Below are 24,353 nucleotides of genomic sequence, written 5' to 3' on the forward strand. Positions count from 1 at the left end.
GAATCACGTGAGTGATTCGGCCAATGTGTTTATTGCTTAGGCCATAGGGAAGGGTTCTGAAACGTATTATCCAGAGCAGTACTAAACCAGCGTCCATTTAATACCTGATTGATCATTTGCATTTTTGCCTGTTCTGGAAGGTGGTTATCATTCTTCATTGCCTCAAGTAGCGCATTTTCATCGTATGACTTTGATGACATTTGGATGAGCGCTTTGTGTTTGTTGGCGTTCAGGATAAGTAACGATTGACCTTGTTGTTCATGTTTAGGTGACCAGGTTAACCAGTTGACTTGTTCTGGGTCATTTGGATTACCTGTACGGATAAAACGTTTTAAATAAGCTTGAAAATGTTTGGCTAGATCTCGGGTTCCAGCTTTCTGAAATGTCTCACCTAAAAGTCCTTGTTGCCAATTTTGATCTAGGAGTGGCATAAACACGCCATGAAATGATCCGATCAATTCCATTTGTGGGTTTTGTGCGACAAAAGGGTTGGTTCCGAAGGCAATTTCAGCGCCATAAATAGGTGACTGATAATGTTCAAACATCTGTTCTGCTGATTTTTGAACATTAAATAGGCTGTAAAGTTTGCTACCGTAGTTTGAGGTAAAACGGTATTGGTTCAGTAATGCTGGGTCTTTGCTCAATGCGCCAGAATGCCACGCTTTGACAAAGTAGGGATCACTTAACGCAAAGAAAGAGAATTCGGTTTGCCCAGATAGCATGATGACTGGGACGTTATTGTAAAGGGCAGTATCAAAGCCTTCTTTTGGTATTACGACGCCATCTCTATATAAATGTGGGAAGTGGCTCATTCGTATACCAGCGCCTTTCATCAGTGGTGCAAGGCGTTCGGTGGATTGCTTTTGTAGGTAGTTCAGAACATCGTCACCACCTTTTTCTAACCATTTCTTCGCAGCCATCAGATTTGGTTTAATCTTGTCCTCTACAATAAGTGGAGCAAACGCTTGGCGGAAAACTTCTTGGCTTGGTACGACGGGGGCTGTTGTCATGCCGCCACTGAAGACAATTGCTTGCTGGAATTGGTCTTTAAATAGGGGAGAGATTAACATCGCCATGACATCTCGTCCGCCCGCAGAAAAACCGGATACGGTAACCTGATCAGCGCGCCCTCCGAAATATTTGATGTTTTTTTGTATCCATTGCAGTGCGGCGTGTTGATCTAACAGTCCAAAATTACCTGAAGCTTGGATTGGGTCTTCGGTTTTGATGGCTTTGAGAGGGTTAAATCCTAATACTCCTAGACGATAATTTACTTGTACTATGATGGCGTCTAGTGATTTGGCCAGCGCTCTAGGGTCGAATTCATTAGCTTCGCCTGTTTGATTATTTCCCCCATGGATGTAAACCAAAACGGGTAAGTTGTCTTTACCGTTATCTGGTCTATAAATGTCTAGGTTTAGGCAATCTTCTTGGCCTTTAAATTGGTTTTGATGCCACTGAGAGCAGATAGCGCCTTTTTGTGTGGCTTGCAAAGTGCTTTGTATAGGCTCTACAGGTTGAGGCGATTGCCAGCGCAATGAGCCAATCGGTGCTTTTGCGTAAGGGACACCTAAAAAAGAATCAATGCCTTGGTTGTTATTTCCTTCTATCTTCGCTGTGTCTGATAAAACCACCACTGGGTTGGAATAAGCCGTTACGGTAAAAAGAATGGCTATTGCGTTTATAAGCCAGCGTTGTATTGAATGTATGGTTCGCATACTCATCTCTCCATTTATTTTTAGATTTTTGTCTGATGATATCCATTGCGTGTTTACTGACTTCCTCAGTAAGGGATTTTTCTCCTAGAATAAATGTAACAAGAGCCCAGTTAAAGATTCTTTTATGAGAATCCAAATTATCATCCACAGCCTATTGTGCTGGATTAATTGCAATGAAAGGTCTAGTAACGGTATTTGGTACCAACGATTTAATTTTTTGGGCTCAAATTGGAATATAAAGAGCAAGTCAAGGCATGCTATGATGCAAAATACGCAGTTAACTTTTAATTTTAATCAGGTTTACAGATCATGTTGAGAGGCTTTGATACTTTTCGGAAGCGAATTACTTTATTGTCAGGTGGTTTGCTTCTTTCTTTGAGCTTGGTACTCATTGCTTCTTTTTACCAGCTGACTTCAACTCGTCTTTCGCAGGCAAGTGGCGAGTCGTTAGTCAGTCTTAGTCAATCTGTTTCAAATATGCTAACCGCAAATTTGCTTGAGCGCGAACGCGAAATTTTTTTACTTAGTCAGCGATCTTCCTTATTTAAAAGCCAAAATTTAAATGAGCTACAAGAGGCGATAGATCAAATTAAAAGCTCTTATAAAAATTACGCTTGGATTGGTTTTGCCGACGCGAACGGAGTCGTGCTCGCGTCCGGTGATGGCATGCTTGCAGGTGCAGATGTTAGCCAACGACCTTGGTTTATTCATGGTAGTAAAGGTCCTTTTGTTAGTGATGTACATAAGGCGTTACTGCTTGAAAACTTACTGCCTAAGCCGAAAGACGGTACACCAATTCGTTTTGTTGATTTTTCGGCCCCTGTCATAGGGGAAAACGGAGAGTTAAAAGGGGTAGTTGTAACACATGCTGATTGGGTGTGGGTAAAAGAGGTTCTGGAGTCTTCCCTGACTGAAGCGTCTAAAAGAAGAGCAATCGATATTTTTATTATCGATAAAGATCATAATATTTTATATCCCGACAATTCTCTGAATGATATCAAAGTGCCTGAGGGGCTGCCTGGTAATAGCCAATTCAAATCAGTGACTTGGCAAGATGGTCAAAAATATCTGACCAGTTTAGTGTCAGTGACACCTCCCAAATCTACAAATCTAGGTTGGCAAATTGTCGTACGTCAGCCTTTGTCTATTGCGATGGCAACCGTTAATGAGGTGCATAAACTATTGCTGTTGTTTGGTGGGCTTGCCACCTTGTTTTGTATGTTTTTGGCATACCGATTTGCGAGCACTTTAAGTCGTCCACTAGAAAGGTTAGCGCTTACTGCTCAAAGTATTGAGCAAGGCAACCGTAACGCGACTTTCCAAGATGACAGTAAGTTGAGCGAGGTTGCCAGTCTGAGCTGTTCATTGGAAAAAATGATGTCTTCTTTGTTGGTGCGAGAGCAGTCATTAATGCAAATGAATGTCACACTCGAGACAAAAGTACGCACTCGAACGGCCGAGTTAGAAGCCAGTAATCGGTCTCTAGAGGTGATAATTCGGAAAGATCCATTAACCCACAGTTATAATCGTTTAGCGTTAGATGAAGCCCTGCTTGGTGAATATAACGTGGCGAAGCAAACACAGCAGACGTTCGCTGTGATCATGGCCGATGTCGATTATTTTAAAAAAGTAAACGATGTATATGGTCATACGGTTGGCGATACTGTGTTAAAAAATATGGCTGTGCTGTTTGCTAGTCTTGTCGGAGATAAAGGCATGGTTGCTCGATTTGGCGGAGAAGAGTTTACGGTTTTATTGCCAAAATTCAGTGTCGAGGAGGCTAGAGTTATTGCTGAGTCTCTTCGGGCCGCGCTTGAAAAAGAAGAGATGAGCGATGGCCTATTTGTTACAGCAAGCTTTGGTGTGGCTATTTACAAAGAAGATGATTCACTCTACGAACAGGTGCTTAACCGTGCTGATGCCGCGCTCTATGATGCTAAAGAGCAAGGGAGAAATAGGGTTGTTGTGAATAAGGCTTGCTAATTAATTGTTTTGATTAGGCCGCGTTTTGGTTACTTTGCCTTATTCACCATGATGTTCATGGCGAACATCGTCTATGTCTGATTCTAGCGCTTCGAGTATGGTGCAATGCTCGGCGCTTTCTTCTCCGCCACAGCAGGCATCTGATAAGCGTTTGAGTGAGGTTTGAAAGCGAGTGAGTTCCGCAAGTTTCCTTTCGACATCTGAAAGTTTGGTGTCGACAAGCACTTTTACATCAGCGCAGGCGTTGTCAGCTTTGTTTATTTCAATAGAAAGTAGCTCACGAATTTCGGCAAGAGTGAAGCCAACACCTTTCGCACGTAATATAAACTCTAAGGTTTCTTTGTCTTTTTCTGTATACAGCCGGTAGCCGGACTCTGATCGGCTTGAAGGGCTTAATAATCCATTTTTTTCATAGAAGCGTAATGTGTCATTATTGATGTCACAGGCTTTCGCTAACTCTCCGATTCGGTACATATTTTCTCTCCTACATATTATTGAGAGTATAAACCTTAGAGATAAGTCCTAGGTCAAATAGTTGAGGCTTTTTATTGCTATTTTGTGGTGGTGGCTTTTGTTATAGGGCTGATGTTTATGGTATTTTGCTTGATGTTTATTGCTGCTTTTTACTTTATACCTCAGTTGGTTTTATAGGGAATCTTGTTTATGCGTCGTTATTTGCCTTGGGCTATTCTAGCTCCTTTATTGATTGGTGGCTGTGCCTCGTCAGATAACACGCCAGCCTATCGTTCGTTAGATTCCTTCAAAGGGGATTCTGCTTGTTATGATCGTGAGGTGGAGCCTTACACTCCAGTTGTCGATACGCATTTACATTACCGACCATTTGATGGACGGGCGATTCCTTTTAACGAGGTAAATGACTATTTGTCTCGTACTACGGTTCGATTTGCCAATGTCTATGGGATTGGGCAAATGTTGCCAGCGAATTCTTCTTGTTCTAATTATTTGAAATGTCCAGGCACGCCTGTGGCACCGACGACGCGAAACGATTTTGTTAATGCCGCAAACATGGTGGAGTACAAGCCCGATGACCTTCATCTTACTCTGTCGATGACGTTCACGGATTTATCGAACCCAGAGCCAACTGTTGCGTTAATGGAGTTGTATGAAAAGGAATACCCTAGTTTGTTCCATTGGATGGGGGAGGTCAATTTAGTTAAGCAAGCTCAGTTTAATAATCGTCATAAAGCTGCCACACCAAAAGACATCACTAAGTGGGCGGGTTTTATGGCCGAGTTAAGAGCCAGAGATTACCCGATAACGATTCACTCCGATATCGGTAACAACGCAACGCCAACCTTATATTTGCCCTTAATGGAGAGGGCGTTGGCGCTGTATCCCGACAATAAAATTGTCTGGGCTCACATGGGTATTTCTTATGAACAAACCTCTTTGGATGCGGCAACGCACATTGCCATTTTATCGCGCTTGTTGGATCAATACCCGAATCTGATGATAGATATTTCGTGGCGTGTACTAGAGGATTACTATTTTAGTAAGTTTGGGAATCGGAGCAAATACGTTGCTTTTATGAATCGTTACTCTGATCGTATTTTGCCTGGATCTGATTTTGTCGCCTTCCGGAATAATAGTTTTAAGGTGTATCAGTCTGAACTAGAAGCGACTAGCCGAATTCTGCAATATATTGATGATGATGCCTTTCGAAACATCGCCTTGGGAGAAAATTATTTTCAGTTATTGAATCTAGATTTTCAGGCTCCAATGGTTTGTCAGAGTTAGTGTGTAGGTTTTTGTTGTTGGTTTTTCATTGTTTATTCATTCTCTTTCGTTGTTAATTTTATCGACTTGTACCATGCTGGTGTAAGTCAAATTAATGATAGGTAGGGAAGTATGGAAAAGCTGGCGTCTAATCGTCATCAATCGATTGGAGAAGAAGTAGCGAATAGCATTAGCCATGGTCTAGGTTTGATTGCTGCCATTGTTGGTACTCCGTTTCTTATTTTGAGCGCAATGCGCTATGCCGATGTGAGCTATGTTGTTGGGGTCAGTATTTTTTCAGCAACGATGATCATACTGTATTTAGCCTCGACTCTTTATCATGCAATGCCTAAAGGCAAACTGAAATATGTGTTTCGAGTGATCGATCACTCAGCAGTGTATTTATTGATTGCTGGAACCTATACACCTTTTATGTTGGGAGTGTTGGAAGGTGCTTGGGGCTGGTCATTACTGGTTTCTGTTTGGGGGCTTGCAACGATTGGCGTTGGACTTAAGGCATTTGGTAAAGTCTCTCACCCTGCTGTTTCAACCATTCTTTATGTCGTATTGGGATGGCTGATTCTGATTGCAATTAAGCCACTTGTCACTTTAATGGCACCGACCGGGTTGCTTCTGTTGGTCTTGGGCGGCGTGCTTTACACCCTTGGCGTAGTGTTCTTTATACTGGATTCACGATTGCGTTATGGGCATTTGGTTTGGCATTTATTCGTACTTGGCGGTACGGTTTGTCATTATTTTTCAATCTATTTTTATGGTGCTTAGCGAGATTTTTGACAAAAATCGAATGCGCTATTGACCTGTTTTTGTTTGCCATTTGTGCAATGTTTTTAATTGCTCGAGCAACAAGGATTTGTTGTTTGGTGTTAGTTCGTTAAATAAGCTTAATACCATTTTCGCTTCATGAGTGAAGTGAAAATCGGCAGGGTTCCCCTCATGCTTTTCTTTATCATCTTCTTGTCTTAAAAAGTCGACTATGTCTTCAGGAGAATGCTCGCTGGCAGCGTATAAGATAGATGGTTTGGTATCTAAAGCCATAGCCAGTTTTTGTAAGACTTTTTGCGAGGGTTGTCTTTGACCTTTTTCAATTCGTGAGACATTGCTGGTGGCCATGTCAGCTTCCAGTGCGACTTGTTCCTGAGTCATCTTGCGATGAATACGCAAAAATTTTATAGCTTGGCCAATATTCATGGCAAGATTATCCGTCTAATTTTGCCTATATGGCAAAACCTGACAGGCAATTTGCTTGACACTATTTGCCATATAGGCAATATTGACAACATTTTGTGTCTAAAAGACAAAATTTTGATTGCGTTATGTACGAATCGAGACATGCAGTTGAAGGTTTTTTTGTGAAAAATGATGGTTCAAATATTGAGTGTGATCAGCATCATGCACAAGAAGCGAATGGTGACTTTATTGTATTGAACAGTAAAGGTGTGATTGTTTTTGTAACAAAGAGGCAGAATTAGCTCGTGTCAATTTAAAAGCATGGTCAATTTTACCTTTTAATCGGTTTCGGTTAGATGACAAAAATCAACTGTTTGAGCTGAGTAAGCTTAAAAAGTCCGTCATGAAGGAGGCTAGGCTTTTATTTATGGAAAATGGAGTGAATACACATAAAGTGAAAATGTGGGTTAATGCTTTTTGGCTATTAGGGAAGCACTATTACAGTCTGTTTTTTCAAAAACGTTTTGTGGAGCCAGAGTGGCTTGCTGCATTGTCGTCTGCTAAAAAAGCTCAGGCTTTAAAGGCAGATTTAAATGGCGATTTGCTCGACCTACATTATCAGCCTCAGATAAATATTTTAGATGATAGTCTTCATGGCGTGGAAGCGTTGGCCAGGTGGACAAGCAAAGCGTTTGGCAGGGTTGCTCCTGACGACTTTATTGCTTTGGCAGAAGAAAATGGGTTAATTGCAGATTTGGATCTATGGGTTCTCAATCGTGCTTGTCAGCAATTGGCGCTATGGCGAAAGCAGGGCATTAAAATTCCTACTGTTGCCGTTAATTTTTCACCGCTTACCTTTACTTACGCCCACTTAGAACAAAAGGTACAAGCTATTCTAGAGGAAAATAGCTTATTGCCTTCGGATTTGGTTATAGAAGTGACTGAGAATAAGTCCATTAACACATCATGCAGTTTAGCTAATACTATTGCACGAATTCATGCGATGGGTGTGGCTATTTCTTTAGATGATTTTGGCACAGGGTATTCGAATCTTAAACGCTTACTGAAATTTCCCGTGTCACAGTTGAAATTAGACAGAGTGTTTGTGGATGGCTTATCCAATGAGTGTTATAGCGAAATGTCTCAGGAACTTAGCAAGGTCGTGTTATCTCTTTGCAAAACGATGCGTGCAACAGCTATTGCCGAAGGGGTCGAAACACAGCAGCAGTTATCCCATTTAACCTCAATGGGTTATGGGGTTGTACAAGGGTATATTTTTTCTCCTCCTCTACCACAATTGGAATTTGAGCATTGGTGCTTTAAAAGGAATTAAGTGTGTTAGGGAAATATAAGCGTTAATCAGATTTACAACATAGTATCTAAAGGAAGTACACATGCTACGTAATATCAATATTAGGTCTCGATTATTAATGGCGTTTACTGTCATTATATTTTTGCTTGTTTGCCTCGGTGGCGTGAGTATGTCAGCGATGAAAAGTATTCGAGCCAATTCAGAGATGATTGAAACGAATATTGTACCCGCTATTGCAAGCTTGGGTGACGTCAACAGTAATTTAATGCGAGTGAGGATATTTACATTAAGGCTGTTAAACGGGACTAGCCAAGAAGCAAAGAAAGCCACAGTCGCGGACCTAGAAAAAATTATAAAAGACGTTGAGCAATATCTATCAGAGTATGAAGCCACTATATATTTAGAAAGCGAGCGGCGCTTATTCGAAGAGTTTAAAAAGTCGCAAGCCAGTTATTTTAACGTCCAAAAAGAAGTGGTTTCTGCCTCACTACAAGGAAATACAGACGCTCTATCAGTGTTAGTTCCTAAGATGAATGACGCTGCAGATAACATGGTTGTGGTGTTGAGAAACATAGTGGCAGCAAACCAGGAAGGTGCTGAGATCGCCAGTGCAGATTCACGGGAAATGTATAATGAAAGCTTCATTCTCATTATTATTATCGCTGTTATTGCAGCTGCAGCGGCTTCAGTTATAGCTGTGGTCCTTTCTCGAAGCATTAATAAACCTTTGCAGGACGCTGTTGCCTCCGCAGAAGTGATTGCTAGCGGTGACTTGACTCAAACTATCCACGTTGATGGCGATGATGAATTAACTCGTTTAACCACTGCTTTGAAAGCCATGCAAGGGAACTTACGAACAGCGATTGTTCATATTGCAGATTCATCCGGGCAACTTGCATCGGCCGCCGAAGAGCTAAATACGGTCACAGAAAACTCGTCAAATATCCTCATGCAGCAGAATGAGGAAATTCAGCAAGCCGCGGCTGCGATTACTCAAATGAGTACGGCAATAGACGAAGTGGCTCAAACGGCACAGCAAACGTCTGAAGGTTCAGTCGAATCGGCATCATTGGCGGAAGAAGGCAAGGCGCGAGTAAGCGAAACGACCGCTGTTATTCTTGATATGAATAAAGAAATGACAGCCAGCACTGGCGTTATTAATCAATTGGCAGAACAAGTCGCATCGATTAGCCAAATCTTGGATGTTATTCGCGCTGTAGCAGAGCAAACGAATTTATTGGCGCTAAACGCTGCCATTGAAGCGGCAAGAGCGGGTGAAGCTGGAAGAGGGTTTGCGGTTGTGGCTGATGAGGTAAGAAGCCTTGCTCATCGTACTCAAGAGTCGACAGGTGAAATTGAAACCATGGTTCGTCAAGTCCAGATTTCGGCAAACGATGCTGTTTCGTCAATGGAAAACACTAGCCACAAAACGAACCAAGCTCAAACCGTTGCTGCTGAAGCATCTCAAGCGCTAGAAAAAATAACGGCACGCATTCTTGCTATTAGTGACAGCAATCACGTGATTGCAAGTGCTGCGGAAGAGCAATCTACCGTATCGAAAGAAATCGATAGCAACATTTCTACGATTAGCGATTTAGCAACGCAAACGGTAGTTGGTGCCAATGAAACAAGTTCAAGTGCCGCTGAATTAACGCGTTTAGCTGTCGAGCTGAATGAACTGGTTGTTAAATTCAAAGTATAAATAATCATTTTTACTGGTCTAGCCTGCGAAGTGTGGTGGCTGTGTCTGCTTTTAGGCTAGATCGGTAGTATACTGTTTCCTTTCTATGATCAAAAAGATCTGTTTTTGATTCTCTGTCTGCCTTCGACACTTTCTTTTAGGTAACTTATTGCTTTTATGACCATCGACCTAAAGAACATTACTGAGCATGATATTACGTGTGCAAACTGCCAAGCTTGTTGCTGCCGAATGGAAGTGATGATAATTAGTGATACTGGTGTGCCAGATAAGCATGTTTCAGTGGACGAATGGGGTGGAGAAACCATGTTGAGATTAGACGATGGCTGGTGTTCTGCCGTTGATAGAGAGACCTATCTTTGTACCATTTATGAAAACCGCCCTTGGATCTGCAGAGAGTTTGAAATGGGTTCTGAGGAGTGCGTCGAAGTGTTTAACGTGGTTGATTAATAGTGTTTGAAGGAGGGAGTGTTATGCAAGCCAGTGTGATGGGATTTAATCCAGATTATTCAAAAGAGGCTCCAGCATTTGAAGACCTTCAGGCGCTTGATGGATCTGCTGTTTTGGAGTTCGGCACACCTTGGTGTGGACATTGCCAAGCGTCTAGGACTGCCGTCGAAAGCGTTCTGAAGGCAAGGCCAGACTTGTTTCACATTAAAATTTTTGATGGTAAAGGTAAGCGCCTTGGTCGCCAATTTGGTGTAAAGCTTTGGCCAACGCTTATTTTATTAAAAGACGGTCAAGAAGTAGACCGAATAGTTCGCTTTACTTCACCTGATGAGGTCATGGCGTTGCTTGCTCGGCAGTGTTAATTCATTGTTGATCATTTTAAAAATGTTCAAACAGTGATGTCTATCAACCGACCAACCGTTTTATCTGAAGCCTCGATTACGTTTGCATTGGCTTGAGCTTCTAGCACGCTACTTTTGGCTTCAATTAGGCCATCTTGGACCTGTGAGCCATAAAGGTCAGGCTGTTGCGCTGCTTTGGGGTCAAGTGTCGGTAATGAGGCACTTGCCACTTTTTGGCTTGCTTGATCTAGCTTGTCTTGGCTGCGCTGTAAGCCTTGTTGACCATAAATAAATGACGAACTATTGATTTCCATAAGCGGCCTCAATTTCAATTAATAGGTAAATACTAGCACAATAATATGATTGTTTTTTATACAATGGTTGTTTTTTTATGTATCAGGTTAAAAATTTTATCATGTGGGCTAAAGCGAGTATGAAGTGCATTATCCGAAAAGCGCTAACGGCGTTGTCGATTACTTTTATGTGTTCGTCTGCGATGGCCATGAATCAGCTGGATTCAGCAAACAGAGCGGTCTTTTATAAAACGATTGATGATTTTTCTGCTACCGCAGCCTCCAATGCCGATAAAATTGACGCTTTAAGTGCGACCTTACTTGGAACTGAATACCTTGGTGGTAGCGTTGGAGAAGGCGATCAGGGCAAGTATGACAAGGACCCTTTGAGTCGTTTCGACGTGTTTGATTGTACTACCTACGTTGAAACCATATTGGCAGGCGCTATTTCGTCGACGTCTGAGGAATTCCAGTCAAACTTACACCGTATTCGCTATCGAGATGCAAAAGTGGATTTTGTTTCTCGTAATCATTTTCCGAGTGTTGATTGGATTCGCAACAATCAAGATAAGTTAATGGACATCACGCCAGATGTTGGTGATGGCAAAGCGCGGGTTGCGAAGGCAATGATAGATAAGTCTGCATGGTATCAGGCACTTACTGGATATGTACTAAAATGCGACCCTGAATCGTCTCGCCAGTGTCTAAACTTGCTAAAACAGTTGCATGAAGAAGGCCGTATTTATAAAACTGAGCCTGCTTATATTCCATATGTGCCATTAACGGCGCTATTTATTGGTAACGAGAATGATGTTAACCAGGCGCTTTTAGACCGTATTCCTTCTGGAAGTGTAATCAGTATGGTTCGTCCAAATTGGAATATAAAGCAATACATTGGTACGAATATGAATGTCTCGCACCAAGGTCTAGCTATTCGAAAAAACGGTACCTTATTGCTGCGACATGCTAGCTTGACGAACAAAAAAGTAATGGATGAAAACTTTGCAGAGTACTTTTCAAAGTACTCTGAGACCTCTTCTTTGAAAGGTTTTAATGTCCAAGTATTACGGCGTTAACAGCGTAACTATTTTTTGCGATTACGTTGCTTAAAGTTCGTGCTGAAATGTTGCAGATGCAACTCTAATGCATCGCATGAGATGGTGATTTCGCGCACGGATAAGTACAGAGAGTACATTAAGCAAACCAAACTAGCGCCAAAAATGTAACTGCCCATTTGTTGATACTCAAGGTAGATTGCCATCATGGATAACACACATAGGAAAAAGCTAATTACCCCAGCTTCTTGCATGCGTCGTATCAAGTATATGCGTTTACGTAAATTGGTAATCTGTTCTGTAATGTTGGCATCTTCGAGTTTAGGGTCAAAATTACGAATAATCGATGCTAGTGTGACAAAGCGATTCGTATAAGCCAAAAGCAATAATGAAACGGCGGGAAACAACATCGCCGGAGTCGTTAGGGTAATAATCATGCTGGATCCTGTTGATCATGAAATAAAGACAGTGTTTTACGCTGTTTGGTTGTTTCATATTACGCCTTGAGTGTGTTTTTTTGAATACTATTCCTCCCTTCTGAAAGTATAAAAAATAAGCATTGTATCGTAGCAACTTCCTTCTATAATGCGGCCTATTGACGTTCTGTCTTTCGGTATAAAGAGAAAAAAATGAGTGATGTATTTAGTATAGGTTTGCTAATAATTGCTGGGGCCTTGTTTGCTATGGCTGAGATTGGCGTGGCAGCAGCTAGAAAAATAAAACTTCGAGTTTTAGCGGATGAAGGCAATGTGAAGGCGCAATCTGTGCTGACTTTGCAGCAAAAGCCAGGTGCTTTTTTTGCTATGATTCAAATCGCGCTGAATGCCATTGCTATCCTGGGCGGTATCGTTGGTGAACAGACCTTAACACCTTACATAAAGCAATTTGTTAGTTTGCTTTATGTTGGGCCTTTATTGGAGCAAGTTAGCTTTGTCATTTCCTTTTTGTGTTTGACGTCACTTTTTATCTTGTTTGCTGATCTTTTGCCTAAGCGTGTGGCCATGATTATGCCGGAAGCGGTTGCCGTTAGAATGGTGACTCCTATGCTTTGGGTGACCTTTATCTTAACGCCTGTGGTTTTCGTGTTTAACGGCTTCACCAATTTGGTTCTGCGTCTTTTTAATATGCCTATCGAACGCCAAGAGGTGGTGACCACAGAAGACATTGTTGCCATGATGGATGCGGGCGCTGAAGATGGCAGTTTACAGAGTCAAGAATATCAGTTAATTGGCAGTGTATTTGAATTAGAAACGCGTAATATTGCCAGTACCATGACGCCACGAGATCAGATTATTTATTTTGATATAGATGACAGTAGTGAAGAAATCAGCCAGAAAATCATTGACCATCCGCATAACGACTTTTTGGTTTGCAATGGCAGCTTAGATAAAATCGAAGGCATTATTGAATCGAAAGAAATATTACGCTTGGTATTAAAAGGCGAACCTGCGCAAATTAAGCCAGAAAAAGTCGATAAGGAAGTGTTTTATCTACCAGAAACTTTAACGCTTTCTGAAGCACTTAATGCTTTTCGTGTTGCACCTCAAGCTTTTGCTGTCATCGTAAATGAATACGCAACGATTGTTGGGATAGTGACGGTGAAGGACTTATTGGGTGGCTTTATGGGCGGCTTACTAACTCCTCACGATGAAGAGCAAATAGTACAGCGCGATCCGAATTCTTGGTTGATTGAAGGGTTAACGCCGATTAATGACGTGATGCGCAGTTTGAATATAGAAGAGTTTCCTGACCGAACTCAGTATGAAACACTCGGTGGCTTTATCACTTACAGCTTAAAACGCTTGCCCAAGCGTACAGATTTTTTTGTCTATGAAGGCTACAAGTTTGAAGTATTGGATTTGGAAGGTGTGAGAGTCGAGCAGCTGTTAGTGACCAAACTAAAGTAATATCCATATTGTGCCGCTTTTAGTGTATAAATAGGTTTTTTATGGTTCATATAAGAACCATACGTCAAGAAGCTAAAGAATAGTTCGAGCAATGGGGAAAGGGAGTTTCTTTAGGTGTTGCTGACGGTTACTTTAGTTTTTCAATGCTAGGATGATGTTTCCAAAATCATGAAAGATGAGGAAGCAGAAATGTCACATTTAATTAAAAAACTAATGAATGTATCAGTATTTAGTCGACGTGCTAAAGAGCCTGTTGATATTGATACAGAAGGCTATTCGGATATGGATGATTGGAAAGGTTGGGACGCTTGGGTAGATGTTAAACAATAAAGTGCTCCAGTTTAAAATTTGACAAGCTATCTGTGAATAGGAGTCTATATGAATCTATTCTAAAAGGGCAAAAAGCATACTGTTTGGTTGTATGTCTTTTGCCCTTTTTTGTTATCAAACGGTTTGAAAAGAGGGAGTTGGCTAAACGCTATCGGTTTAATCTGTTGGTATTATGTCGAGTTTTGAATAGTTTAAAGATTAACAATAAAAAAAGGAAAAAATGCGTGTTGTGGTGTGTCTCTTTGACCATTATAGATTAAGCGCGTAAGGTAAATAGGGAAAGGTAAGTTGATTTTTAATTTAAAGCTTTTGACTTTTGCGTAAATATTTAGCTTTAGATAATCTAGAAATGATATGGAAGCCTTTCTAATGTACACGCTAAACTATATTCGTTTAGCTGAGTTTTTTGTCGCTACATTGGCGTTGAAAAGTTAATTTCAATTCTACAAGGAGAATAAAGAATGGCTACAACAACCAAGAGCACGACCCAATCAAAAGCACACGAGAAAGTAGACAGTGCCGCAGAGGCTGCACATAAAGGTGTAGATAGTGCTGCAGAAATGAAGGAGCAGAGCCAAGAACGCATTGAAGAAGTTGCTCACCAGATCAGTGAACAAGCACACAAAATTGCAGACACAGCCAAGAGCCAATCTGAAAAGGTTACATCGGCAGTGGGTGAATACGCTAAAGAACACCCAGTTAAAACAATCGGCATTGCGTTTCTAGCAGGCGCTTTAGCTGCGAGTCTTCTAAGTAAGCGTAAATAAAATTAGGAATAGTATTGATGGAAACACCGCAGCACTCTGAGGCTGAATCTCAGCAAGAAAAATCGGATTTTGATGAGGTTATTGATACTCATAAAAGTTGGCTGAAGAGTGTATTAGGGCTAGGAGCGTTAGAAGCTAAGTTATGGGTAACGTCTAGTGCCCAGCTCCTTGCCTTAATGTGTGGCGTGATTTTCTTGCTGCTCACTACTTGGTTATTAATTATTGCCAGTATTGCAGCTGTTGCATGGAGCTATGGTTTTTCTTTGGTCGGGATTTTGTTAACGGCAACATTTGTGACTTTTCTAAGTTCTATTGTTTTGCTGTATTTGGTGAAGAAAACCTTGAAAAGCATGGATTTCACTCGTACTTTCGATGCCATTATTCCAACAGACGATGAGTAATATATGTTTGGTTTAAAGCGAATGCGTCAACAGCGAGAACGTCTATATTTTCGCACACAAATTTTAGAAAAACGTGCAAAGGCGTCTCGTGACAAAGCGGTTGATAATTTACTTGATACAGCAACCAGTCCAACAGGCTTACTGGCTAGCTTTGCCTTAGGGGCAAGTACTCAGCTTGATATTACAAGAAAGGCCCGAAAAAACTTACTTAATGGCGCAAGTCGAGATGTGGCCAGCTTTTTGGTGGCTCAGGTTGCGGCTTACATGAATAATGAGCCAACTAAGAATGAGGCAGAAATGCCAGTAGATGAAGACGATAAGGCGCCTTCTGAAGCAGCCATCCCTCCCGAAAATACGAATGTATAACTCAGTCTTGTGAGATTTTTAGAGTAATTTCGCACCGAGAATGAGCATTATGGGTTCGTTAAATAATCAATAGCCTTTATTAGACCGACTTGTTCAAAAAAACGGCACTTAATCCTCGACTTTGGGGCCTTAAGTCTCTATATTCGCCCATCTTTGTGTTTGTCTTCTGACCCTGCTTTTGTGGTCTGTATAAACGTTTTTCTTTTCTTTTTGTTTAGGGCTTTATCCTTTGATCTCCACGGCTAATATCACCATGCAATTTGGCGCAACGCCATTGTTCGAAAACATCTCTGCAAAATTCGGTAACGGTAATCGCTATGGCTTAATAGGCGCGAATGGATGTGGCAAGTCTACTTTCATGAAAATCCTCAGTGGGGCGTTGACGCCAACGTCTGGTAACGTGTCTATTACGCCTGGTGAAAAAGTCGGTACCTTAAGTCAGGATCAGTTTGCTTTTGAAGAATACACGGTTGTCGATGCGGTTATTATGGGCGATGTGGCGCTATGGAAGGTTAAGCAAGAGCGAGATGCGATTTATGCTAAACCAGAAATGAGCGAAGAAGACGGCATGCGTGCTGGTGAGCTAGAAGCTGAATTTGCTGAAATGGATGGTTACAGTGCAGAAAGTCGTGCAGGCGACATTTTATTGGAAGCGGGCATCGCAGAAGAATTGCATTTTGGCTTAATGAGTCAAGTTGCACCGGGTTGGAAACTTCGTGTTTTGCTAGCACAGGCATTGTTTGCTAATCCTGATATTTTGTTGCTAGACGAACCAACTAACAACTTGGATATCCATACCATTAACTGGTTAGCAGGTGTGTTAAATCAACGTAAATGCACCATGATTATCATCTCCCATGACCGTCACTTTTTAAACTCTGTGTGTACTCACATGGCGGATATCGACTTTGGTGAGTTGCGTATTTACCCAGGTAACTACGAATATTTCATGGAAGCCTCGTCTTTGATTCGTGAACAATTATTAACTGAAAATGCGAAGAAGAGTGCTGAAATGGACGATCTTCAAGCCTTTGTTAATCGCTTCTCGGCCAATGCTTCTAAGGCAAAGCAAGCCAGCTCACGGGCGAAAAAGTTAGAAAAAATCGAATTGGCGGAAGTAAAACAGTCGAGCCGTATGACGCCTTCTTTGACCTTCAAGCAAGACAAGAAGCTTCATCGTCATGCGTTGATCTTAGAAGATTTGGGGCATGGCTTTGATGAATTGCTGTTTACCGGCGGCAATATGATTCTAGAGGCGGGCTCTCGGTTAGCGATTATTGGTGAAAACGGTGCAGGTAAAACCACATTCTTACGTTGCTTGATGAAAGAGCTAGAAGCCAAGCAGGGTGAAGTGAAATGGGCTGAAAACGCGGTAATTGGTTACTGTCCACAAGACAGCACCGAAGACTTCGATTGCGATTTGACATTATTTGATTGGATGTCGAAATGGCGTACTGCGAAACATGATGATCTTAAAGTTAGAGCTATGTTGGGGCGCTTGCTCTTTACGGCAGATGACTTCAATAAAAAAGTACGCGTTTGTTCGGGTGGTGAGAAAAACCGCTTGTTATTTGGTAAGTTGATGATGATGGACCTAAACGTTTTAGTGATGGATGAGCCGACTAACCACATGGATATGGAAGCAATTGAAGCGTTAAACAACGCCTTGTTAGATTTTGATGGCACCTTGATCTTTGTTAGTCACGATAGGGCGTTTGTCTCCTCTTTGGCAAATCGAGTGATTGAAATCAAGGGACAAAAGGTTATTGATTTCCAAGGAACTTATGACGAGTATTTGGCTCATCAAGGCTAATCTTAGATAGATTTCACCTCTGTTTAAAGCCACTTACTGAATGTCAGTAAGTGGCTTTTTTGTTTTATACTGATGACTGTTTTGACGCATGATAAGGACGCTATTTTGGATTCAACATCACTTAAACAATATCTGCTTTCTAAACCTGAGGCAGAAGAATATTACCCATTCGATGATTATACGGCCGTGTTCAAAGTACAGGGAAAGATGTTTGCATTGTTAATAAAGAAACAGGGTGCGCCACTCTTAAACCTGAAATGCCTTCCAGATCATGCTATTGAGTTGCGTGATATTTTTACTGATGTCATTCCTGCTTATCACATGAATAAACGACATTGGAATTCGATTGTTCTGTCTGGTGAATTGCCTATGGGCGAAATTCAAAGGCAAATCGATCACTCCTACAGTTTGGTGGTTAAGAGGTTAAAAAAGTCTATACGAGAAGGCTTAGAAGTTCGACACGGAAAGTCGAATTTGTACTCCGAAATAATGGCTGAAAACAACCACAAGCAACATTGATCTATTATATAAATGCGACTGCTGGCTTTAGGCTTATCCATACTATTTTTTAAAGCGTATATTTTTTCTACGGGTTGAGTGATAACCATCCTTTCCTATGTAATCCTGCCTATAAATCATAATTTCTCAACACTGTCATTTTCATGTCATCTTTTCTCGGTAAGTTACTTTTCAGTTTCCTTGCCAGAGGAAGAGTGACATGAGCAATACCAAAAAAGAGTATGCCTAGGTATCAATCTCGCCAATGGCTATTTTTAATCATTAATAGGGCAGTGTTATGAGCATTAAAAACGATAGAAAGCTAGGATTTGATGAGTTAGATGAATTGGTGCGTCCCGCTCCTGAAGTGGTCGAATTTGAAGAAGTTGCGCATAAAATGGTGTCACGTCGTGGCTTTTTAAGTGGTGGTGCAGCAGTCGGTGCCGGAGCTTTCGTCATGGGCTCAACAACATTAGCAGCAAGTAAAGCACTTGCCGCAGGAAGCACAGAATCACGCCTTGCATTTACCAAGGTGGCAGCTAATACATTAGATACTGTGACTGTCCCTGAAGGTTATAAATGGGAGGTTTTGGCCTCTTGGGGTGATCCTTTATTCACTAATGCTCCTGCTTTTAACGCCGCTACTGGTGGTACTGGCGCTTCACAAGAATTGGCTTTTGGCGATCATAACGATGGCATGGCGTTCTTTTCCAAAGATGGCAGACAAATTATGGCCATCAACAATGAATACACAAATGGCGATACCCTGCATGCTAATCGTGCTGATGGCATGCCTGCTAATGCTGATGATGTGCGTAAAAACAAAGCGGCTCACGGCGTGTCTATTATTGAAGTAGCAGAGCGCGGCGGAAAATGGGGGATTGTTCAGGATTCTCCTTACAATCGTCGAATCACGGCGGATACGGAAATGGATATCACAGGGCCTGCTCGTGGTCATAAATGGCTACAAACCTCAGAAGATCCTAAAGGACTGGTTGCCAAAGGAACTTGGAATAATTGTGGTAATGGACAAACGCCTTGGGGCACCTATTTGACGTGCGAAGAGAACTTTAATGGTTACTTCAGCGCAAGTGACAAGAACTACAAAATGCCCGAAGCGTTTAAGCGTTACGGCGTGAGTACGGAAGGTCGTTATAACTGGGCGATGGCGGACGATCGCTTTGATCTTGTCAAAGAGCCTAATGAGCCAAATCGTTTCGGTTACATTGTTGAAATCGATCCATTAGATCCGACTTCTCGCCCGAAAAAACGTACTGCTTTAGGTCGCTTTAAACATGAAAATGCCGAATTAACTATTGCTGCGAACGGTCACGTTGTTGTTTATCTTGGCGATGATGAGCGTGGCGAATTTCTGTATCGTTTTATCTCCAAGCATAAATACTTGGCTGGTGGTAACAATCGCGACCTACTGGAAGAAGGCACTCTTTACGTTGCCAAATTCCATGATAATAACCGCGGCGAGTGGTTAGCGTTAACGCCTAAGACAACGGGAATGACGGAGGCTGAAATTGCCATTCATACCCGCATGGCGGCTTCTAAAGTGGGCGCGACTACGATGGACCGTCCAGAGTGGGTGGCGTCTCACCCGCATAAAACAGAAGTGTATTGCTCATTGACGAACAACAAAAACCGTGGAGTTAAGCCAAATGCAGGTGGAGATGCTACGCCAGCTGGTGGTCCAAACCCGCGAGTTAAAAACAACTTTGGTCAAATCGTGCGTTGGATGCCAATGGACGCAGATCATACTCACAAGGAATTTAAGTGGGATTTGTTTGTATTAGCTGGTAACCCAGCGGTTTATGACGATGCGAATGCGGGTTCTCAAAACATTAATCAAGACAATATGTTTAACTCGCCAGATGGTCTGAAGTTTGATTCTAAAGGCTTATTGTGGATTCAAACAGACGGCAATTACTCAAACGAAAATGGTTTCAAAGGACAAGGTAATAACCAGATGTTGGTTGGGGATCCTGAGACTGGCGAAATTCGTCGATTCCTAGTGGGTCCAAAAGAATCTGAGATTACTGGCTTGGCTTGGAACGCGGCTAAGACCACTATGTTTATTAGTATTCAGCATCCGGGTGAAGGTGGGAATTCACATTGGCCTGATGGAGGACTTTCAGTTCCTCGTTCTAGTGTCATTGCTATATCGCGCGAAGACGGTGCCGTGCTCGGCTAAGATCTTGTGTTGCAAATAGTTTTTAGCACTTTAAAGCCAGTATAGTTAATATGCTGGCTTTTTTTATGCCTTTTTTAGGGGGGATAAAATGAGCAAATTATGATTTAAGTCATGGCTCCTATAAGAGTTTTTTATAGATTCTTGTGTCATTGCTCATAACATGTCAATCTTATAAAAGAGCAAGTTAAGAATCAGTTGTTAGGTGCGGTAGCGTAGGATAAACACCAAAGAATATAAGCGAGTGAGAATGGGTGTTGTTTTTTCAAAATCTTTATTCGTTAAGCAAACGTTTTTAACGTTAGTACTCGCTATTGTTCTAAGTTTGGTTAGCAGTGCCTTTCAATTTTTTGATGGAATTAGTGAGCAAAAGGCCCAAATAAATCAACATTTCGAAGAATTACTCGCCGTTGTCGAAAAACCCTTGTCTGAAGCGGTTTTTCGTTTAGATGTTGCGTTTGCACAACAACAGGTGAATGGTTTACTTGTTAGCCCTAGTATTTCCCATTTGGAAGTAAGAGACGAGTCTGGACGTCTTTTTGTTGAAGCCACAGCCGCCAAGCGCGATTTTTACTTGCCAGAGTTTTTTACTAACTACTTTTTGGTTGATTTAGAAACTTATGAGCGAGAATTACACTTAGAAAGGCCTGCTTTTTATGCGGGGAACTTATATCTCTGGCCAGAAAAGCGTTATTTATTGGATGCGATTTTCAAAGAACAAGTTTCTGTTTTAATCTATAACTTATTTAAAGATGTGTTATTAGCCTGCCTGCTTTCCTTAGTGTTTTATTTTTTGGTTACTTATCCACTAATGCGCTTAACAGAGTCTTTATCAAGTGCTGGCTACAATGAAGACATTCCTCTGCCAAAATCCTTTCATCGATACCATAAGTCGGATGAGTTAGGTAATTTATATACTACTTTTGCACACCTATGGAAAAAGCTCCATAAGGCCTTGAGCGATTTAGAGCGTAGCGATAGTCATAGTAAGGCGACGATTGAACACGCTGCTGACGGTATTTTGTTATTAGACGAGAGCAATAAGATTACTCTGGTCAATTCAACAGCAGAAAATATGCTGAAAATGAGTGAAGATGAGCTTAAATCAAGTCCGCTGAAGGCTTTGCATACCTCCTCGTCATGGCCAGACTTTCTTGAAGTTCTAATGAATTTAAACCTTGGCTCCCCTCAAACGGTAGAGGCTGTATATCAAATTCAAGGTGTTGAATTGCCGGTGGAGATACGCTTGGCGAAATACCGAATTCAAAGTCGAGTCGAAACAATACTCTTGGTACGTGATGTCTCTGAACGAAAGGAAGCTGAGGCTCATATTCATCGCTTAGCGTATTATGATTCGGTAACCAACTTGCCAAATCGTCAATATTTATCAGATAAGCTTCTGGATGTGTTGAAGAACTTGCGAGCGACAAAAGCAAGCAGTCATGCAGCGGTTGTTTTTATGGATCTTGATAGGTTCAAAATCATTAATGATTCCTTGGGTCACAATGTCGGTGATCAATTACTTTGTTCCGTGGCGTCGCAACTCGAATCTGTCGTTAAAGATAATATTGTATTTGCCCGCATGGGCGGGGATGAGTTCGCTTTTTTATTGTCGCACCTTGGTGATGATAAGAGACGGGTAGAAAAAGTAATAGAGACTTTTATTAGAAGGGTGATTTACGCATGCCAGCAGGTTAAGAAAGCAGGTCATCATGAAGTTCATATAACGGCAAGTTTAGGCGCGACAATCTTTAATGGTGATGAAACATCAGCCGAGGCAATTTTTAAGCAGGCTGATACAGCGTTATATCGCGCCAAGGAATCAGGGAGAAACACTTTTGCTCTTTATAGAACAGAAATGCAGGCCATATCTGATATGCGTCTTGAAATGGAAAAAGCCCTTCATCACGCTACCGAAGCTAAGTTGTTTGAACTGTATTACCAACCCCAGACGAATGACAAGAACCAGTTAATTGGGGCGGAAGCGCTGATCAGATGGAAAGATGAGCACAAAGGGTTCATTTCTCCTGCGGTGTTTATACCGATTGCTGAAGAAATAGGTTTGATTGTTGAAATTGGTCAGTGGGTTTTAGATGAGTCTTTGTCCCAAGTGGCAACTTGGTTAAAAGAGGGGAAATGGGATCCATCTTGGCGGATGTCTATAAACGTTAGCCCAATTCAGTTTCAACAGGCAGGCTTTTTACCCATGCTGAAAGAGCAGTTAGAAAAGCATGAAGTACCTTCAAGTTGTGTTGATTTGGAAATTACCGAAAATATGCTCTTTAATGACCTCAACTCTTCTTTAGAAAAAATGCACGCTATAAAGCGCTTGGGGGTTCATCTTTCTATTGATGATTTTGGTACAGGTTACTCTTCTTTAAAATACCTAAAATCTTTGCCTATCGACCGTCTAAAAATAGACCAATCCTTTATCAGAGATTTATTGACTGATAAAAGTGATGAAGCAATTGTGCTTGCGGTGATTGCAATGGCGAAAGCGCTCAATATTAATGTGTTGGCAGAAGGGGTGGAGACCTTAGTGCATTTTGATCGATTACATGAAATGGGTTGCTTCTATTATCAAGGGTATTATTTTGGTCACCCTGTTCCTCCAAAAGAGTTTATTGCTCAGTTTGTCCATGATTTGCCCACACAGAGTCCTTCTTCATAGCGTAATATGACTGCGTATACGACTGATTTATATTAAGGGCTTGCTATGGACTTCTTGTCTTCGTTAGCAACGGTGACCATTCATTGGGGTGCATTGTTGTTTGTGTTTTTGCTGTTTGTGGCTGCGGTCTCTGTGGTGGTGATGTATTGGGTTGATACCCATCAAACGTCTCATACCATTAGACGGAACTATCCTGTTATTGGCCGCTTTCGTTATATCTTTGAGCATATGGGAGAGTTTTTCCGACAATACTTTTTTGCTATGGATCGGGAAGAGCGCCCCTTCGACAGGGCAGAACGCTCTTGGGCATATCGTGCAGCAAAAAATGTCGATAGCACTATTGCTTTTGGCTCGACTCGTTCTCTTGAAACCCCTGGTGATATTTTCTTTTTGAATTGTGCTTTTCCAACTTTGGAGGAAGACGCTGCACAGCCAAAAGAGATTTGTATTGGTGAATACACTGCCAAAAAGCCTTATAGAACTCGCTCCGTGGTCAATATTTCAGGGATGAGTTTTGGTGCCTTGTCGAAACCTGCGGTACAGGCTCTATCAAGAGGAGCACGTAAAGCAGGTATTTGGATGAACACAGGCGAGGGTGGGTTGTCCCCTTATCACCTTGAAGGTGGTTGCGATATTGTTTTTCAAATTGGAACGGCAAAATATGGTGTGCGCAATAATGAAGGGCATCTGGACGATACCAAGCTGGCGAGTTTAGCTGAGCATCAAAATGTGCGAATGTTTGAAATTAAAATGAGTCAAGGGGCTAAGCCAGGCAAGGGTGGTATGTTGCCAGGAGCAAAAGTCACGGAAGAGATTGCGCATACTCGTGGTATTCCAGTGGGTGAGGATTCCATCAGTCCAAATGGTCATGTCGATATAAAATCCATCGATGACTTATTAAATATGGTTCATCATGTACGCCAAGTTACTTCTAAACCCGTTGGTTTTAAAATGGTGGTTGGGGATTTGACGTTTTTTGAAACCTTATGCGAGTTAATCCATAAAAAAGGCATCGAGTATTGTCCTGACTTTATCACTATTGACAGTTCTGATGGTGGCACAGGAGCCGCTCCACAACCTTTGATGGACTATGTGGGGATGCATTTGCGTGAGAGTTTACCGACTGTTGTGAATATTGTGACTTCGTATGGTTTGCGTCGTTATATTAAAATTATAGCTTCTGGTAAGTTGATCGTTCCTGGTAAAGCGGCATGGGCTTTAAGTGCTGGTGCTGATTTTGTTGTAACGGCGCGAGGTTTTCTGTTTTCACTTGGTTGTATTCAAGCATTACAATGTAATAAAAACACTTGTCCAACCGGTATAACGACTCATAATCCCGATTTACAACAGGGCTTAGTCGCGGCTGAAAAGTCTGAGAGAGTGGCAAATTACGCAGCCGAACTATTTCATGGTATCGGTATGATCGCCCATTCTTGTGGCGTAAAAGAACCAAGAGAATTAAACCGTTCCCATGTTCGAATTATCGAGAACCAAAGCCGTTCACAGCTATTTTCACATGCTAACCCGCTACCTAATGTTCGCCCTGAATACATTAATATGACAGCGTTGAAAGAAGAGGCTATTTCGAAAGAAGAGCGCTTACAATAAGTTGTTGTGCCGGTCTATG

General features: G+C 41.7%; 23 protein-coding genes. 18 read left to right on the forward strand and 5 right to left on the reverse strand.

Translation table 11 applies throughout. The annotated features are described in order from the left end of the window. Nucleotides 1-29 precede the first annotated feature (29 nt). Nucleotides 30-1,718: a carboxylesterase family protein gene (locus DFP75_RS00045; RefSeq protein WP_181416984.1), complete on the reverse strand. Its 1,689-nt coding sequence runs from the start codon at nucleotides 1,716-1,718 to the stop codon at nucleotides 30-32. 309 nt (nucleotides 1,719-2,027) lie between these two features. Between DFP75_RS00045 and DFP75_RS00050 the strand changes: the two genes are divergently transcribed. Further along, nucleotides 2,028-3,701 (forward strand): sensor domain-containing diguanylate cyclase, encoded by a 1,674-nt coding sequence (locus DFP75_RS00050; RefSeq protein WP_110571476.1) that lies wholly within the window; start codon nucleotides 2,028-2,030, stop codon nucleotides 3,699-3,701. A gap of 39 nt (nucleotides 3,702-3,740) precedes the next feature. On the opposite strand, the gene zntR is transcribed toward DFP75_RS00050, so the two are convergent. Next, complete coding sequence (gene zntR, locus DFP75_RS00055; protein WP_110571477.1) at nucleotides 3,741-4,175, reverse strand: Zn(2+)-responsive transcriptional regulator; 435 nt, start codon at nucleotides 4,173-4,175, stop codon at nucleotides 3,741-3,743. Nucleotides 4,176-4,364: 189 nt separating this feature from the next. Between zntR and DFP75_RS00060 the strand changes: the two genes are divergently transcribed. Further along, nucleotides 4,365-5,459: an amidohydrolase family protein gene (locus tag DFP75_RS00060; protein WP_110571478.1), complete on the forward strand. Its 1,095-nt coding sequence runs from the start codon at nucleotides 4,365-4,367 to the stop codon at nucleotides 5,457-5,459. A gap of 111 nt (nucleotides 5,460-5,570) precedes the next feature. Continuing rightward, nucleotides 5,571-6,221 carry a PAQR family membrane homeostasis protein TrhA gene (gene trhA / locus DFP75_RS00065; protein WP_110571479.1) on the forward strand — a complete coding sequence of 217 codons (651 nt, stop codon included), beginning with the start codon at nucleotides 5,571-5,573 and terminating at the stop codon, nucleotides 6,219-6,221. A 27-nt stretch (nucleotides 6,222-6,248) separates the two neighbouring features. Here trhA and DFP75_RS00070 read toward each other — a convergent pair whose 3' ends face one another. Beyond that, nucleotides 6,249-6,647 carry a helix-turn-helix domain-containing protein gene (locus tag DFP75_RS00070; RefSeq protein ID WP_110571480.1) on the reverse strand — a complete coding sequence of 133 codons (399 nt, stop codon included), beginning with the start codon at nucleotides 6,645-6,647 and terminating at the stop codon, nucleotides 6,249-6,251. A 418-nt stretch (nucleotides 6,648-7,065) separates the two neighbouring features. Between DFP75_RS00070 and DFP75_RS00075 the strand changes: the two genes are divergently transcribed. The 4 genes from DFP75_RS00075 to DFP75_RS00090 all read left to right on the forward strand — a co-directional run bounded on the left by DFP75_RS00075 (nucleotide 7,066) and on the right by DFP75_RS00090 (nucleotide 10,449). After that, nucleotides 7,066-7,959, forward strand: a complete 894-nt coding sequence (locus DFP75_RS00075) for an EAL domain-containing protein (RefSeq protein ID WP_175404898.1) — start codon at nucleotides 7,066-7,068, stop codon at nucleotides 7,957-7,959. 61 nt (nucleotides 7,960-8,020) lie between these two features. Beyond that, entirely contained in the window at nucleotides 8,021-9,640 is a 1,620-nt protein-coding gene (locus DFP75_RS00080; protein ID WP_110571482.1) for a methyl-accepting chemotaxis protein, read from the forward strand. Nucleotides 9,641-9,796: 156 nt separating this feature from the next. Beyond that, a complete protein-coding gene (locus tag DFP75_RS00085) occupies nucleotides 9,797-10,087 on the forward strand; it encodes a YkgJ family cysteine cluster protein (protein ID WP_110571483.1) in 291 nt (96 codons plus the stop codon). 23 nt (nucleotides 10,088-10,110) lie between these two features. Next, nucleotides 10,111-10,449, forward strand: a complete 339-nt coding sequence (locus DFP75_RS00090) for a thioredoxin family protein (RefSeq protein ID WP_110571484.1) — start codon at nucleotides 10,111-10,113, stop codon at nucleotides 10,447-10,449. A gap of 26 nt (nucleotides 10,450-10,475) precedes the next feature. On the opposite strand, the gene DFP75_RS00095 is transcribed toward DFP75_RS00090, so the two are convergent. Then, nucleotides 10,476-10,742, reverse strand: coding sequence for a hypothetical protein (locus tag DFP75_RS00095; protein ID WP_110571485.1), 267 nt, complete (start codon nucleotides 10,740-10,742; stop codon nucleotides 10,476-10,478). Between the two features lie 119 nt (nucleotides 10,743-10,861). On the opposite strand from DFP75_RS00095, the gene DFP75_RS00100 reads away from it, so the two are divergent. Beyond that, nucleotides 10,862-11,797 (forward strand): N-acetylmuramoyl-L-alanine amidase-like domain-containing protein, encoded by a 936-nt coding sequence (locus DFP75_RS00100; RefSeq protein ID WP_110572752.1) that lies wholly within the window; start codon nucleotides 10,862-10,864, stop codon nucleotides 11,795-11,797. An 8-nt stretch (nucleotides 11,798-11,805) separates the two neighbouring features. Here DFP75_RS00100 and DFP75_RS00105 read toward each other — a convergent pair whose 3' ends face one another. Next, a complete protein-coding gene (locus tag DFP75_RS00105) occupies nucleotides 11,806-12,213 on the reverse strand; it encodes a DUF2721 domain-containing protein (RefSeq protein ID WP_110571486.1) in 408 nt (135 codons plus the stop codon). A gap of 192 nt (nucleotides 12,214-12,405) precedes the next feature. Here DFP75_RS00105 and paeA point away from each other — a divergent pair, with 192 nt between their 5' ends. The 10 genes from paeA (at nucleotide 12,406) to DFP75_RS00150 (ending at nucleotide 24,334) form a co-directional block, all read left to right on the forward strand. Continuing rightward, a complete protein-coding gene (gene paeA / locus DFP75_RS00110) occupies nucleotides 12,406-13,683 on the forward strand; it encodes a polyamine export protein PaeA (protein ID WP_110571487.1) in 1,278 nt (425 codons plus the stop codon). Nucleotides 13,684-13,872: 189 nt separating this feature from the next. Then, a complete protein-coding gene (locus tag DFP75_RS18350; protein WP_181416985.1) occupies nucleotides 13,873-14,013 on the forward strand; it encodes a hypothetical protein in 141 nt (46 codons plus the stop codon). A gap of 461 nt (nucleotides 14,014-14,474) precedes the next feature. Next, the gene (locus DFP75_RS00115) at nucleotides 14,475-14,780 is read left to right on the forward strand and encodes a DUF883 family protein (RefSeq protein ID WP_110571488.1); all 306 of its coding nucleotides are present in this window, start codon (nucleotides 14,475-14,477) and stop codon (nucleotides 14,778-14,780) included. 17 nt (nucleotides 14,781-14,797) lie between these two features. Next, on the forward strand, nucleotides 14,798-15,181 hold the full coding sequence (locus DFP75_RS00120; protein ID WP_110571489.1) for a hypothetical protein: 384 nt from the start codon (nucleotides 14,798-14,800) through the stop codon (nucleotides 15,179-15,181). Nucleotides 15,182-15,184: 3 nt separating this feature from the next. Beyond that, nucleotides 15,185-15,547 carry a hypothetical protein gene (locus tag DFP75_RS00125; protein WP_110571490.1) on the forward strand — a complete coding sequence of 121 codons (363 nt, stop codon included), beginning with the start codon at nucleotides 15,185-15,187 and terminating at the stop codon, nucleotides 15,545-15,547. 229 nt (nucleotides 15,548-15,776) lie between these two features. Then, entirely contained in the window at nucleotides 15,777-17,360 is a 1,584-nt protein-coding gene (locus DFP75_RS00130; RefSeq protein ID WP_110571491.1) for an ABC-F family ATPase, read from the forward strand. A gap of 105 nt (nucleotides 17,361-17,465) precedes the next feature. Next, on the forward strand, nucleotides 17,466-17,879 hold the full coding sequence (locus DFP75_RS00135; RefSeq protein WP_245926893.1) for an MmcQ/YjbR family DNA-binding protein: 414 nt from the start codon (nucleotides 17,466-17,468) through the stop codon (nucleotides 17,877-17,879). Nucleotides 17,880-18,156: 277 nt separating this feature from the next. Then, nucleotides 18,157-20,058: a PhoX family protein gene (locus DFP75_RS00140; RefSeq protein ID WP_110571493.1), complete on the forward strand. Its 1,902-nt coding sequence runs from the start codon at nucleotides 18,157-18,159 to the stop codon at nucleotides 20,056-20,058. Between the two features lie 247 nt (nucleotides 20,059-20,305). Next, nucleotides 20,306-22,726, forward strand: coding sequence for a bifunctional diguanylate cyclase/phosphodiesterase (locus DFP75_RS00145; RefSeq protein ID WP_110571494.1), 2,421 nt, complete (start codon nucleotides 20,306-20,308; stop codon nucleotides 22,724-22,726). 45 nt (nucleotides 22,727-22,771) lie between these two features. Next, nucleotides 22,772-24,334 carry an FMN-binding glutamate synthase family protein gene (locus DFP75_RS00150; RefSeq protein WP_110571495.1) on the forward strand — a complete coding sequence of 521 codons (1,563 nt, stop codon included), beginning with the start codon at nucleotides 22,772-22,774 and terminating at the stop codon, nucleotides 24,332-24,334. Nucleotides 24,335-24,353: the final 19 nt, after the last annotated feature.

Source organism: Marinomonas alcarazii (genome assembly GCF_003208215.1).
Taxonomy (GTDB): domain Bacteria; phylum Pseudomonadota; class Gammaproteobacteria; order Pseudomonadales; family Marinomonadaceae; genus Marinomonas; species Marinomonas alcarazii.